This window comes from Corallococcus sp. AB038B (genome assembly GCF_003668955.1).
Classification (GTDB): domain Bacteria; phylum Myxococcota; class Myxococcia; order Myxococcales; family Myxococcaceae; genus Corallococcus; species Corallococcus exiguus.
This window is the reverse complement of the sequence record NZ_RAWO01000001.1, coordinates 1,518,100-1,532,640: the sequence shown is the minus strand read 5'-3', so window position 1 is coordinate 1,532,640 and position 14,541 is coordinate 1,518,100. Positions and strand designations below refer to the sequence as shown.

Sequence of the window (14,541 nt, the reverse complement as noted above, 5' to 3'; positions counted from 1 at the left end):
GGAGCCGGGGAGTCTACAGCATGGCTCCGGGATCCACGTCGATGACGACCTTCACCCCGTTGGGCACATCCGCCAACGCCGCCTCCAACCGGGCGAGCAATGGGGCGAGCGCCGCATGCGTCGGCGCCTTCAGGAGCAACTGCCAGCGTGTCTTGCCCCGGATGCGGGCGATGGGCGCCAGGGCCGGCCCCAGCAGGCGCACCCCCGCCGACGCCGGCGGCATGTGTCGTCCCACCAGGTTCCCCAGGAACCGGGCCACACCCGCGGTCTGCTCCGGGTGCTCGCCCTCCAGACGGACGGACGCCATGCGCGCGAAGGGCGGATAGGCCAACGCCTTGCGCCACTCCAGCTCCTGCTTGGAGAACCCGTCAAAGTCGTGCGCCAGCATCCGCTTCACTGGCTCCGCGTCCGGGTTGTAGGTCTGCACCAACACCCGCCCCGGGTCCTTCCCGCGCCCCGCGCGCCCCGCCACCTGGGTCAACAGGTGGAAGGTCCGCTCAGCGGCTCGGAAATCGGGAATCGCCAGGGAGGTGTCCGCCATCACCACGCACACCAGCGTCACGCCCGGGAAGTCGTGCCCCTTGGCCACCATCTGGGTGCCCACCAGCACGTCGAGCTCCCGCCGCGCGAAGGACGCCAGCAGCTCCGTCAGCTTCTCCGCGCTCGTCGCGGAGTCGCGGTCCAGCCGCGCTACGCGTGCGTGTGGCATCCGCTCCAGGACCTCCGCCTCCACGCGCTCCGTGCCGATGCCGAGCTTGAGCAACGGGCCGGTGCACTCGCGGCAGCTGTCCGGCACCGGGAACGCCACGCCGCAGTAGTGACACACCACCCGGTTCTGCGAGCGGTGGTGCGTCATGCACACGTCGCAGTCCTGGCACTTGAGCGACAGGCCGCACACCTCGCACAGGAGGATGGTGCTGTGGCCTCGGCGGTTGAGGAACAGGATGACCTGCTGCCCCTTGGCCACCGTCTCCTCCATGGCCTGGAGCATCTGCGGGCTCAGGATGGGCGCCTCTTCCGTCACCTGGCCCTCGCGCGGACGCTCCACGCGCAGGTCCACCAGGCTGATGGTGGGCATGGGCCGGTCGTCCACGCGGTTCTTCAGCTCGAGGATCTTGTAGCGGCCGGAGCGCGTGTTCTGGAGCGTCTCCAGCGAAGGCGTCGCGGAGCCCAGCACCACCACCGCGCTGGCCTGCTTGCCGCGCACCACCGCCAGGTCGCGCGCCTGGTAGCGCAGCTTCTCGTCCTGCTTGAAGGACGGGTCGTGCTCCTCGTCCACGACGATGAGCCCCAGGTGCTCCACCGGCGCGAACACCGCCGAGCGCACACCCACGGCGATCTTCACCGTGCCTTTGCGCAACGCCTGCCAGTGGAACAGCCGCTCACGGTCCTTCAGCCCGGAGTGCAGCACCGCCACGTCGCCGCCGAAGCGGCTGCGGAAGCGCCCCACCAGCTGCGGCGTGAGCGCGATTTCCGGCACCAGCACCAGGCTGCCCAGGCCGCGCGCGAGCGTGTGCTCCACCGCGCGCAGGTACACCTCTGTCTTGCCGCTGCCGGTGACGCCGTGCAGGAGGTACGGCTGGAAGCCGCCCGCGTCGACGGCGCCCTGCAGTTCCTTCACCGCCAGGGCCTGCTCCGGGGTGAGGCGGTCCGGGCGGTTCTGCACCAGGCCCTCGCGCACGCCGGGCTGCAGCGTCACCTCCACCCACTTCACGAACTTGCGCGTCGCCAGCTTCTTCAGCGTCTCGCGCGCACCGGGGATGGCGTGCGTCACCTCGTCCAGCGGCGCGCGTCCGCCCACCGCCAGGAGGTACTGGAGCACCGCGACCTGCGCCGGGGCGCGGGCCAGCTGCGGGGGCACCTCCGTGACGAGCGCCTCCACGAAGAACTGGATGTCCGGCTTCGCTTCCTTCTCATCCACCGCGGTGGAGAGGCCCGGCGGCAGCGCGCCTCGGATGACCTCCCCCAGCGGATAGCGGTAGTGCTCCGCGGTGAAGCGCAGGAGCGCGATGAGGTCCTTGGGCAGGGACGGCGAGTCCTCCAGCACGCGCTGGATGGGCTTGAGCCGCACGCCGCCTTCCACCGGTGCGTTCGCGGGCCCCAGGTAGAAGCCCAGCGCCATGCCGCGTCCGAAGGGCACCAGCACACGCTGCCCCGGGGCGAGGTTGCCCGCGAGCGCCTCCGGCACCAGGTAGGTGAACTCCCCGCGCACGGGACGGCCCACGGCGACAGAAGCAAGTTGGGCGGGAGTGGCGCTCACGACAGGGCGCACTGTAGCGGCGTGCTCCCGCTCCGACACTTCCCTTCCCACATCCGTACGCCGCGTCCGCAACGGAATGGAACCGCGAGAGGGGGCCTCTGCCTGTGCCCGAGGAAAACCACCCAGCGCGAAGTGCTCTTGCTCCATGACCGACCTCTTGCCGCCAGCGTCCCCGGCCCGCCCGTCCTGCACCCGGGATCCACTGTGCCCCGGGCGTCTGACATCCCCGGTTGCCCTGGAAGCACGAAGGGCCCCTCCCGACCCTGGAAGACAGGGTGCGGAAGAGGCCCGGGTGGCCTGCGCGAATGAGGGGCGTGCGGGCGGACTAGCGGCCGGCGGACTTCTTCACGGACGGGCGGTTGGACACGCGGTCCCACCAGGCCATCACGTTCTTGTACGGGGCCACGGTGTCCTTCTCCCCCATGGCGAAGAGGTACTCCATGTACGGCGCGAAGCAGACCTCGGCGAGCGTGAAGTCATTGCCCGCCAGGTACGGCCGGGTCGCCAGCGCCGCGTCGAGGACCTCCAGCGGACGCTTCAGGCCCTCGCGGCCCTTGGCGATGTTCTCCTCGTTGTTGGTGCCCCGGAAGCGCTCCATGACGATCTTCATCGCCGGGCCGGAGAAGTAGGACTGCTCCACGCCGATGAACTGCTCCATCAGCGCGTAGGCCTTGGGGTCCGCGGGCGTCAGCGACGGGCCCGGCAGGGTGCGGTCCAGGAAGCGGCTGATGGCGCGCGACTCGTACATGACGAAGCCGTCGTCCAGCTCCAGCGCGGGCACCACGCCAAAGGGCTGGCGGGCGATGTGCTCGGGCGTCTTCTGCTCGTGCTTCATCAGGTCGATGTTGATGAACTCGACCTCGCGGCCCTTCTCCGCCAGGACGGTGAGGACCTTGCGGGTACACGTGCTCATCGGGTTGCCATGGAGCTTCATGCGAATCGCCTCCGAGCCAAGAACCGGGGAAATCCCGGTCCTGGAACGGGCGGGACTTTCACCGTCAGCCCCGCCCATCGCAAGCGAATCGAAGCGGACCGCTACTTGAAGAGCGTGTCCGGCACGGCCGAGCGGTTGTCCGCCTTGAGGGCGGTGAAGCGCACCACGCGCTGGCCTGCCTTCCACACCTCCACCGTGCGGGGCATCCAGTCGCCGGTGGCCGGCGAGGCGTAGTCCAGGAAGCGCACGTCCCAGGCCGCCCCGGACGCGTCCGAGTAGCGCAGGCGCGCGGGCCGGAAGGCGTCCTTGTAGACCCAGAACTGGGGCTTGCCCTCCGCGGGGTCGCCCAGGACGAAGGCCACCTCACCGCCGAAGCGCGCGAGCGACGTCACCTTCGTGTTGATGCCCAGCCCCTGGAGGTAGGCCTCCTGAGCGAGCTTGGTGTCCTGCACGCTGCCCGCGTCCTGCGCGAGGATGGCGCACACCTGGGCCACCAGCACGGAGATGGCGGGCAGCTCCTTGCCCTCCACGCGCTTCTTGCCGGAGACCTGCACGGTGGAGGACTTGAGGCTGCTGTCCGGAGAGCTCGCGTCGAAGCGGCAGCGGCCCGGAATCTTCGCGGACAGCACGCCGTCACCCTGGAGCTCCGGGCGGTCCGTGGGGACGTTGAGGGCGGCCCCGGCTTCCGCCACGCCCGTGGAGGAGAAGATGACGGAGCCTTCCACGCGGAAGGCCGACAGGTGCTTCTCCTCCCGCGCGTTGGCCATGCGCCGCAGGATGGAGCCGCCGGGCAGCACGTAGGCGCCGGCGGCGAGGGACACGAGGACTGCGGATACGGCGATGAGACGCTTCACGGCTTCTCCGTCTTGACGACCTCGCGCAGGTACTCCAGGAGCCCTCCGCGCAGGTCGGGGCGCTTGAGCGCATAGGCGATGTTCGCCTTGAGGTAACCCACCTTGTCACCGGCGTCGTAGCGCTGGCCCTGGAACTTGTAGCCCAGCAGACCTTCGGTCTTCTGGAGCGTGGCCAGGCCGTCCGTGAGCTGGATTTCCCCGCCCACGCCCGTGGTCTGCGTCTCCAGGATGGGGAAGATGGACGGGGGCAGCACGTAGCGGCCAATCACCGCCAGGTTCGACGGGGCGGTGCCCTTCTTGGGCTTCTCCACCACGTGGTCGATCTGGATGACGCCGTTGCCCAGGTCCTTGCCGGCGGCGATGCCGTACATGTGCGTCTCGCTCTCCGGAACCTCCATCAGCGCGATGACGGCCTTCTGGTGCTGCTGGTAGATGCGCGCGAGCTGGCCGATGCCCGGATCCTCCGAGTCGATCATGTCGTCGCCCAGGAGGACGCCGAAGGGCTCGTCGCCGATGACGCTCTTGGCGCACAGCACCGCGTGGCCCAGGCCGAGCGGCTCCTTCTGACGCACGCTGATGATGCGCACCAGGTTCGCGATGGCGCGCATCCGGTCCGCGTCCGCCGTCTTCCCGCGCGCGCGCATCGTGGTCTCCAGTTCGAACGCGATGTCGAAGTGGTCCTCGATGGAGCCCTTGCCGCGGCCGTTGATGACGACGACATCCTCCATGCCGGCCTTCACCGCCTCCTCCACGATGTACTGGAGGGTGGGCGTGTCGACGATGGGCAGCATCTCCTTCGGCACGGCCTTGGTGGCCGGGAGGAAACGGGTGCCCAGGCCGGCGGCGGGGATGACGCACTTGCGGATGAGCTTCGCTGCCTTCGTGTCAGGAGAGGACATGGGGCCGGGAATCTATTGGTGGCCCAGAACCCCAGCAAGCCGGATAGATTCCCCGGTGCCATGCCGCTCCGAGCCATCGCCGCCGCCCTGTCGTTGACGCTCTCCGTGGTCCCCTTCCTCGCCCGAGCCGCCACGACCGAGCGGGCCGATGAGCTGCGCAACATCTCGAATGCACGCTCCCAGGGCATGGGCGGCGCCTTCCGGGCCACGGGCCTGGGTGCGGATGCACTCCTGGGAAATCCCGCGGCGATGGCGCTGTACCCGGTCTACCGCATCGAGGGCACGGGGGCGTACGACCCACGCAACAAGGAGGGCTTCCTGGGCATCAGCCTGGCGGACTCCAGCAGCGGCCGGCTGGCGCTGGGCGTGGACTACCACTGGCTTTCGCTGGGGCGCGGCGGAGGGCGCACGTCCGCGAACCTGAGCACGCTGGGCGCGGCGCTGCCGCTGGGGCAGTCGCTGCTCATCGGCCTGTCGGGGCACTACCTGCGGCTGAATGGCCAGTCGCGCTTCGCCAACTCCATCACGATGGACGCGGGCATCCTGGTGCGGCTGAGCGAGCAGCTGTCGCTGGGCGTGTCCGGGAACAACCTCATCGACACGGAGAACGTGGAGATGACGCGCTACTACTCCGCGCACGCGGCCTACGTGGGGCAGGCGGTGGTGGTGGCGTTCGACATGCGCGGGGACTTCGAGACGCGCGACTCGGCGGTGCTCACGTACAACACCGGCGCGGAGTACATCTTCGACCAGACGATTCCGCTGCGCGCGGGCTACACGTACGACGGTTTCCAGAAGATCTCGCGCTTGACGGTGGGCGCGGGCTTCCTGTCGCCCGGAGGCGGCGGCGTGGACCTGGCGTACCAGCACGACCTGGGCGGGCTGAACGGGCGCGTGCTGTCGCTCACGCTGCGGCTGGCGGTGAACTGAGGCGCTTCCAGGCGAAGCCGCTCTAGCGTCCGCGGCCCGCTTCGACGGCGTCGCGCAGGGCGAGGTAGCGCTCGGAGGCGGCGAAGCGGACCAACTCCTCCAGTTCTGAATCGTTGGGGCGGCGGGCCCGGAGCACGGTGAGCGAGGGCCCGGGGCCTCCGCAGGCGACGAGCCCCGCGCGGTTGGCGGAGTCGCGCGCGGCGGCGACGAGCAGGTTCGCGTCGAAGTCTCGGGTGCCGGGCTCCATCAGGAGGGCGGCGCGCTCCAGGGCCCTGGGGGACAGGGACTCGCGCACCACGCGGGCGTCGTCTCCGGCGTCCTTGGGGTTCTTGAGGACGGAGGACAGCAGCGCGAGCGCGCGCAGCAGGTGGTCCTTGCGCAGGGCGCGCAGGGCGAGCAGGTCCGGTGACAGCGAGAACAGCGCGCGGCCGGCGTGGAAGCGCAGCTCGGCGTTGGTGGGGGGCTGCTGCACGAGCTGCCGGCCCACCACGAGGCGCGGGGCGGAGGTGTGCAGCGGGGTGATGTTGGCGCTGTCGTCGTCGCCCGCGACGAGCTCCGGCAGGGGCACGCCCAGCAGGCGCGCGGTGCTGTTCAGTGCGTCAAGCACGGCGGCGGCGCCCGGGCCAGAGGAGGCGCGCAGGGGCTCCGTGGTGTTGGCGATGCGCGCGGGCGACGGGAACAGCCGGCACAGCGCGATGCCCACGCACGCGAGCAGCTCCCCGGACGGGGTGCGCAGGCCCGGGTGGCGCAGGCCGGCACGCTCCTGGTTGGTGAGGGGCGCGCGCAGCACGCGGGGCGCGGGGACTTCGCGGCCCTCCAGTGCGTCGGCGAGCTCGCGCATGAGCGCGGCGCGGGTGGAGTCGCCGCGCTGGTCGAAGTGGTCCACGAGGCCGCGGTAGGGCTTCGGGTCGAGCGGGCTCTCGCGCACGAGCTTGAAGACGATGGGCTCCGCGGAGGTGGAGTCCGCGGGGGGCTCGACGTCCGGGACGGCGGCGGGCGTCTCGCGGGTCTCGGTGGAGCCGACGGTGGGGCGGCCACTGGCCTGGGGACGCGTGGGGGCGGGGCCGGAGACGGTGCCTTCGGGACGACCGGCGCGGTGGATGCGGCGCACGGGGTCCATGCGGCCGGGAGGCGCTTCCCACGCGATGACGCTCGTGGCTTCCACGGGCCCGGCGCCGAGCTCCTGGGCGTCCTCGTCTTCGTCCTCGGACGGAATCTGGCTGAGGAGCGGGATGTCGGGCGGGGCTTCGGGAGCGCCGCGGCCCTTCGCGGGAGGGACGACGGAGCGCGAGGCGCCGACCATGGCGCGCGGCGCGGGGGCTGGTGGTTCCACGCCACTGGCGGACAGCGGGGCGCGGGGGGCGGCGGGGGGTTCCACGCCGCTGGCGGATAGAGGGACCCGGGGCGCGTGTCCGGCGCGCGGGGCGCGTTCCACGCGGGACGGGGCTTCGCGGACCTGTGTGCCCGCGTTCTTGGAGGAGCGGGCGTTGTCCTCGGGGGTGGGCGCGGCGGGGGCGGCCTTGCGAGACGCTGGGGCTTCGGGCTCCGCGTCCTGCGGGAGCGATGCTCCGAAGGCCGTGGTCATTTCGCGCGGAGGCGCTGCGGCGGCTCGCGGCTTGCGGTCGGGCGCGGAGGCTGCGGCGTCTGGTGTCGGGCCGGGGTCCTGGGCCGAGCCGCCGCGAGACGGCTTCGCGGCCCGAGACATGCCGCTGGGAGCGGGGGCGGACTCCGCGAGGGAGACAGGGCTCTCCGCTGGCGCCTTCGCGGCGCGACGGGGGGGCTCCGCTTCCGATGGCGTGCTCGCGACCGAGGCATGACGGCCGGACGGGGCCTTCGGCTGGCGCGTGGCGTCCGTGCTCGCGGCCGTCGCGCCGACGGGGGCGTGACGGTTGGACGCGGCCTTCGGTTGGCTTGCGGCGTCCGTGCTGGATGCAGTGGCTCCGACAGGAGCGTGACGACCGGATGGGGCCTTCGGCTGGCGTGCTGCTGCATCCGCACCGGATGCCGCTGCTCCTGGGGCAGCGTCGCGGCCGGACGAAGCCTTCGGCTGGCGTGCTGCATCCGCGCCGGATGCCGCTGCTCCTGCGGGAGCGTCGCGGCCGGACGGGGACTTCGACTGGCGTACGGCGTCCGTGCCCGGCGCTGAGCTACCAACCGGCGCGTGGCTTCCGGAGGGCGCCTTGGGTTGCCGAGGTGCTTCCGTGGAGGACGATGCAGCGCCCGCTGGAGTGTGACGTCCCGAAGGGGCCTTGGCCGGGAGGTCGACCTCCGCGCCCGGCACTGTATCCGCGAGGGACACAGGGCTTCCCACCGGAGCCTTCCCGGATGCGGGGCGGCGCGGCGCTTCTGTTCCCTGAGCGGTGTCTCCTACCGACGCGTGCCGTCCTGACGGGGCCTTGGCGGCGCTCGCGACCGGAGCATGGCTTCCCGAGGGGGCCTTCCCAGGCTGCGACGCGGATGGAGACGCTCCCGCGCCTCGCTCTGACTCCTTCCGCGACGCGCGCTCAGCCGTGTCGCTCCGAGCCCCCGCGCGCCCTCGCTTCTTGTTGCCAGGAGCCGCTTCGAGTTCCTCGCCTGCCGCGTTCGTCGAGTCGACTTGCGCTGCCGCGTTGCCGCGTCCCTTGCGCGAAGTCGCGCTGGCTCCCAAAGCCCCGGGCGAACGCTTCTCCGATGCGTTGGCGGACGCGGCCTCTTCCGCCTGGAGCAGCGACGGGACATCCGTGTTGGACGTCACTTCGTCGGACAGGTCCTTGCTCTGTTTCGCCGCGGGCACCCGACCCGTGGCGACCGGCGGAGCGACGAGCACCGACGGCGGCGGCACCCCGCCAGCCTGCGAGGACGCCGGACGCGTGGGCTCCGGCGACGGCGGACGGGTGCGCTGCTCGCGGGACTTGCGCAGACTGTCGGCGCGGCGCGCGTAGAGGCGGGCCTTCTCGGTGTTGTTCAGCACCTCGCGGCAGAAGAGCGCGAGCCGCTCCCACGTGTGCTGTCGCTCCTCGTCGTCCTCCGTCGCGGTGGCCGCGTTCTCCAGCGCCCAGGCGGCTTCGCCAAATTGCTCGCGCTCGGTGCAGCGGTCCGCGAGCAGCAGCCAGGCTTCCTTGTGCCCCGGCTCGAAGCGCACTGCCTGGCGCAGCTCCGCCAGGGCCGCGCCCGCGTCGCCCATCGCCTCCAGCGTGGCGATGCGCTCCAGGTGCGCCTTGCGCGCGGCCGGCCCCCGAGGCTCGCGGGCGAGCTGCGCGTGCAGCAACGCACTCAGCGCGGGCAGGTCGCCCAGGCGGCGCGCGAGCGCCAGCAGGTGCTCCCGGGGTTGCTCATTGTCAGGGCTCTCCGCGAGCACTTCCACCCAGGCCCACTGCGCGATGCGCAGGTCGCCCAGGGACTCCTCCGCGGTCTTCGCGAGCACCCGCAGCGCCTCCAGGCGATCCGGCGCTCGGCGCGGCGCGGCGGCACAGGCGGCGCGCAGGCGCTCGACCTGGGCGAAGCGCTCGTCGTCGGAGACGCTGCGCACCAGCCCCGCGAGCACGGGCAGCATTCCGGACACGAGCGCATCCGCCGCCTCGAAGTCCTCGCGCGCCTTCGCGGGGTTGCCCATGTTCAGCTGCCGCTCGCCTCGCGTCAGCAGGGCCACGGCGCGGGCCCGCGAGGTCCTCGCCCGGGAGATCGCGTCATCGAGCGCACGGCGCACGAGCGAAGCGTCCTCCCGCTGCGACAACAGCCGGACCTGTTCACGCAACGCGGTGCGCTCACCGGTCAGCTCGACGATCTCCCGGTACATGCGCGCGGCGCCCGCGGAGTCCTGGAGCTCGTTCTCCATCACCTCCGCGAGCCGCGTGAGGGCTTCGGCGCGCTCGGGTGCGTCCTTCGCGCGGTCCGCGCGCTTGAGGTACAGCTGGGCCAGCTCGCGCCAGGCACTGCGCGCGATGAGCTGGGCCTCCTGACGCTGGGACTGGGCTCGCTCCGAGCCCTCGTCAACGGTGCGTGCCGAGGCAGATGCATCCGAAGCCGGGGACTCGGAGGGCTTCACCGAGGGGACGCGCGTGGAGTCGCGCCGGGGCGCGGCGGGGGCGGCCTGCGCGGTGGAATCCGCCTGCGGGAAGACGACTTCCGAAGTCGATTCCTCCTCGTCGAACGCGGGCTTCGAAGTGGAGGGGACCAGCACGGAAGCCCGTCGAGGAGCGGATGGCTTCCCGTCACGGGGCTGCGTTGACGCGGAAGCGTCCTTCTCCGCTTCGGCACGCTCGGGCGGGATGATCTCCGAGGTCGCCTCGTCATCATCGAACGCCATCGCTGGCGCACCCGGCACCAACACCGCGCTGGACGAACGCGGAGGGTTCACTTCCGACGTCGCTTCGTCCGCTGGGGACGGCTTCTTCGAGGCCGATGCGTTCTCGCTAGATGCCCTGGCTTGCGCTTCAGCTTCCGGTTCGGACGGACTTGGCGGGACGATCTCCGACGTCGATTCGTCTTCGTCGAAGGCCTTGGAAGGTGCACCCGGCACCAGCACCGCGCCAGGCGAACGCGCCTCCATCCGCTCCGATGCCGACGTGTCAGGAGCGGAGGTCTTCGAAGGTGCCGCCGTTATCGCGGCCGGGGTCTCCTCGGATGGATTCCGTGGCGCGGGCTTTTCGTCGAGTGCGGCATCGGCTGGCAGCGCTTCCTCAAGCTTCTTGCCGAAGACCTGCGTCGACTCGAATACCGGCGAGGCGGGTGGCGCGGCAGCAGGCGTCGACACCTCAACCTTCTCATCGGGTGTCCGCACCGCATCCGACGACGCCGCTTCGGTCGTCGGCGCAACGGCCTTCACTTCGGACGCTGCCGCCGTATCCGGGAGCAGTGGCGTCTGCGTCGCACTCGCGGGTGCTGCTCCACCGACGTGCTCGGCCGCCTCCGCTGACGACGATGCCGTTTCGACGCGCTCAGGCGCCTTCGCCGAGCCCGACAACATCAATGCGCTCAACGCCGCGAGGACGTGATCAGGCACGGTCGCGGAGGGCGATGCGCTTGACGGTGCGACGACGAGCACAGGCGCATCCGCGGTGTTCACGGATGACGAAGCATTCGATTCGCCAGCAGCGCTCTCCACCCGAGGCGCTTCATCCACGGACGACGATGCACTCGAGGCCGCAGCGGCTGACGCCGGAATGTCAGACGCCCCCACGACCGCAGCTTCAGGGCGCACCGTGTCCGGTGCCTTCTCGCCAGCCTCCTGCGCGACGACCACCGGATCCGGAACGGTCCTCGCTCCTCTCGGCGGCGTCACCACCCGGGCCTTGCCCGGTCCTTCGTCATCCCAGGGGAACTCCGGCCCTCGCGACGCCGGCCGTGCCTGTTCCGCCCACTCACCCAGCGGGACCTGCACCGTGGCGGACCGGGGAGCCCACGCTGGCGCGGCCGGCACCGAGACCACCGGCATCTCCACCACCGTGTTGCCCAGCTCCGGATCCGACAGCGCCAGCGCGGACACCTCCACGGTCTTCGTCCGGGACTCCTCGTCCTCCGCCACGGGCTGCGGCGATGGCACCGACTTCGCCTTCGCCACCCGCTCGCGCAGCACGTCGAGCACGAAGCGGGCCCTGGCGTCGTCGGGCGCGTCCATCAACAACCCGTTGAGCACCGCCGCGGCGCGCGCTTCCTGCCCCGTGCGCCGCAACACCCGCGACAGCTGACGGCGGACCTCGCGGCGGACCTCGCCCCGCTCCGTCACCATCGCCGCGTCCAGCAGGGTGATGACCGCGCGCTCCGTGCCCGCCTTCAGCGCGCACCGGACCAGCACCGCCGCGAGCCGGGGCGTCATCGGCAGGGAACGGCTGGCGGACACCAGGCCGGAATACGCCCGCGCAGCCTGCCCCTCCTGGAGCAGCCGAGCAGCGTCCCGGCAGATCCGGGCCACCGCGCCTCGCACGTCCTCTCCTCGCGAGCTCAATTCCGCTCCGCGAAGGGAGGGCTCCGGCGTCCGTGGGCCCTTGCCGTGTCTCCCGCCACCCATGAAGTCCCCAGTCTACACACGATGCGCGCGACGGGGGCATCCTGTCCGCGAGCACAGGGCCCGGGTTTTCCAGGTTCTCAAGACGCGTCCGCGGCCACGATGGGCCCCTCCGGAACGCGCACGCCCGCCGACTCGAAGAACGCCCGCATGTCGCCCGGCACCGGCGCCTCCAACCGCAGCGGCTGGCCCGTGCGCGGATGCCCCAGCTCCAGCGCGTGCGCGTGCAGCAGGCACCGCGGCGCCATCAGGCCCCCCGCGCTCCCCTCGCCGCCATAGCGCGAGTCCCCCAGGATGGGGTGCTCCAGCGCCGTCAGGTGCGCCCGGAGCTGGTGCGTGCGGCCCGTCCGGGGCAGCAGCTCCACCAGGCTGAACGCCTCTCCCGCGAACAGCGTCCGGTAGTCCGTCCACGCGGGCACGCCATTGGCCGCGCGGGTCGCCCGCCAGCGCCCCGGCCTCGACGGGTCCTTCGACAAGGGCAGGTCCACCGTGCCACCCGCCGGAAGCCCCGGCCCCGTCGCCGCGAGGTACCGCTTGCGCGCGGTGCCCTCCCGGAACGCCTCGGCCAGCGCGGAGGTGGCGGCGGGCGTCTTGCCGAACACCGTCACCCCGGAGGTCTCCCGGTCCAACCGGTGCACCAACCCCGCCGGCCGGCCCAGGTGCTCGCTCACCAGGTCCACCAGGCTTCCGCCCACGCGGCCTTCCGTGGGCTGCGCGTTCAGGCCCGCGGGCTTGTCCACGGCAATGACGTCCGCGTCCTCGAACAGCACTCGCAAAGGCACTGCGGGCTTCGAAACCTCCAGCGGGCTCTGCCCTGCCTCCTCCAGCACCACCGTCACCACCTGCGCCGCCTGGAGCTTCACCGCCCCGTCCCGCGCGCGCCGCCCCGCCACGTACACGGCGCCCACGTCCACCAGCCGCCGCACGTCCGCCACCGGCAGCGCCAGCTCCGCCGCCACCGCCTCCACCAGGGCACGCCCCACGTGCGCCCCCTCCGCCCGGAACGTCCGGCGCTTCATCGCGCGCCGCTCCTTTCGAGGAGGGACTCCAGGGGGGCATGCGGCCGGGCAACGAAGGCAGAGGACATGGCGCGACACTCTATGCGCGTGCTCCCTGCCGTGACGCGGGCTTCCTGTTACCTTCCGCGCCGCCATGGACCGCCCCCTGCTCTCCGTCCGGTCGCGGCTGGATGATTTCCTCGCCGAGCTGGCCACCCTCCAGTACCGCTACGGCGCCGGACTCTCCCCGGACCTCCCTGTCGCGCGCCTCTACGCTTCCTTCCCGGAGCTGTCCTCGCCGGAGACCTTCGCCGCCGCCAACGAGGCGCTCGCTCGCGCGCAAGGCAAGGACGACCCCGTCGCCGTCCGCCGCATCCGGCTGGTGCGCGAGCTCATCGCCACCCAGGTGGAGGAGTCGCTCGCCCTGCCCGCGGCGGACGCCGTCGTCGCGGTGGAGGCCCGCTCCCACATCCCCGCGGACGACACGACGCTGTCCCTCGCCCAGGCCCTGTCCCAGATTCCGCGCGAGTCCAGCCGCTCCCGCCGCGCCCTCCTGGAGCGCGGCGCCGGCAACTTCCTCTGGGACCACCGGGGTCCGTACGGCGACCGGCGCGACGCCACCCTCCAGGCCGCGGAGGTGCTGGGCTTCCCGGACTACCCCTCGCTGCGCCAGGACGTCACCGGCATCGACGCGGGCAAGCTGGCCGAGGCCGCCGAGGAGACCCTCAAGCGCACCGAGGACGCCTACCGCGACGTGCTGGCCTACGTGCTGCGCAAGCTGGAGCCCACCCTGCGCCCGCTGCCCGGCGGAGAGGCGCGGCGCCACGACGTGCAGCACGCCCTGCGCGCCCCGTGGCTGGACGCGCACTTCCGCCGCGAGGACACCGTCCCCGCCGTGATGCGCTGGCTGTCCGACTGGGGCCTCCACCCCGAGGCCGGCGGCCGCATCCGCCTGGACGACGAGTCCCGCCCTGGCAAGGCGTCACGCCCCTTCGTCGCCGCCGTGCGCGTGCCCGGCGAAATCCGACTGGTCATCCAGCCCCGCAGCGGCATGGACGCGCTGGGCGACCTGCTCCATGAGATGGGCCACGCGTGGCACCTGGCCCACGTGGACGCGGACGCCCCCATGGAGCTGCGCCGCCTGGGCGACGCCTCCGTGACGGAGGCCTACGCCGCCACCTTCGAGCGGCTGCTGTTGTCCCCGCCCTGGCTCAAGCGCTACCTGGGCCTGCCGTCCGGCACGACGAAGGACGTCGTGCGCATGGGCGCCTTCCAGGCCCTGGCCGTGCTGCGCCGCCACTGCGCGAAGCTGTCCTACGAGCTGTCGCTCAGCACCAAGGGCGCCTCCGCCGACCGCGCGGACGAGTACGCCGACGGCCAGCGCCGCGCACTCTTCGCGCAGCCGCACCCGGGCTTCTTCCTGCACGACGTGGATTCGCAGCTCTACGTCACCCGCTACCTGCGGTCCTGGGCCCTGGAGACCCGGCTCACCGCGCACCTGCTGGAGCGGTTCAACGAGGACTTCTGGCGCAACCCCTCCGCCTTCACCTGGCTCAAGGGGCTTTTCGCGCGCGGCGGTGCCACCGACGCGGAGGGACTGGCCACGGAGATCTCGGGCACGCCGCTGGCGCTGCCCGAGGCGGGAGCGCGCCTCGTGGCCATCCTCAACCAGTAGGGAGTACG

At 71.9% G+C, this 14,541-nt stretch carries 8 protein-coding genes; 2 read left to right on the top strand and 6 right to left on the bottom strand.

Going from position 1 to position 14,541, the window contains the following annotated elements; all coding sequences use genetic code 11:
* Nucleotides 1-13: 13 nt before the first annotated feature.
* From priA to galU, 4 genes are all read right to left on the bottom strand, one after another.
* Nucleotides 14-2,407 (bottom strand): primosomal protein N', encoded by a 2,394-nt coding sequence (priA, locus tag D7Y04_RS06380; protein ID WP_120597532.1) that lies wholly within the window; start codon nt 2,405-2,407, stop codon nt 14-16.
* 178 nt (nt 2,408-2,585) lie between these two features.
* Nucleotides 2,586-3,194, bottom strand: a complete 609-nt coding sequence (locus D7Y04_RS06375; RefSeq protein WP_121758630.1) for a glutathione S-transferase family protein — start codon at nt 3,192-3,194, stop codon at nt 2,586-2,588.
* Nucleotides 3,195-3,295: 101 nt separating this feature from the next.
* Nucleotides 3,296-4,048, bottom strand: a complete 753-nt coding sequence (locus D7Y04_RS06370; protein WP_121758629.1) for a hypothetical protein — start codon at nt 4,046-4,048, stop codon at nt 3,296-3,298.
* Nucleotides 4,045-4,947, bottom strand: a complete 903-nt coding sequence (gene galU, locus D7Y04_RS06365; protein WP_120597535.1) for a UTP--glucose-1-phosphate uridylyltransferase GalU — start codon at nt 4,945-4,947, stop codon at nt 4,045-4,047. The genes D7Y04_RS06370 and galU overlap by 4 nt, the downstream gene beginning before the upstream one ends.
* Before the next feature lie 60 nt (nt 4,948-5,007).
* Between galU and D7Y04_RS06360 the strand changes: the two genes are divergently transcribed.
* Nucleotides 5,008-5,877, top strand: coding sequence for a hypothetical protein (locus tag D7Y04_RS06360; RefSeq protein WP_120597536.1), 870 nt, complete (start codon nt 5,008-5,010; stop codon nt 5,875-5,877).
* A gap of 22 nt (nt 5,878-5,899) precedes the next feature.
* On the opposite strand, the gene D7Y04_RS06355 is transcribed toward D7Y04_RS06360, so the two are convergent.
* Both D7Y04_RS06355 and D7Y04_RS06350 read right to left on the bottom strand, forming a co-directional pair.
* On the bottom strand, nt 5,900-11,800 hold the full coding sequence (locus tag D7Y04_RS06355; RefSeq protein WP_147477049.1) for a hypothetical protein: 5,901 nt from the start codon (nt 11,798-11,800) through the stop codon (nt 5,900-5,902).
* Nucleotides 11,801-11,940: 140 nt separating this feature from the next.
* Entirely contained in the window at nt 11,941-12,879 is a 939-nt protein-coding gene (locus D7Y04_RS06350) for an RluA family pseudouridine synthase (protein WP_121758627.1), read from the bottom strand.
* A 133-nt stretch (nt 12,880-13,012) separates the two neighbouring features.
* On the opposite strand from D7Y04_RS06350, the gene D7Y04_RS06345 reads away from it, so the two are divergent.
* Nucleotides 13,013-14,533 (top strand): peptidase M3, encoded by a 1,521-nt coding sequence (locus D7Y04_RS06345; protein WP_120598494.1) that lies wholly within the window; start codon nt 13,013-13,015, stop codon nt 14,531-14,533.
* Nucleotides 14,534-14,541: the final 8 nt, after the last annotated feature.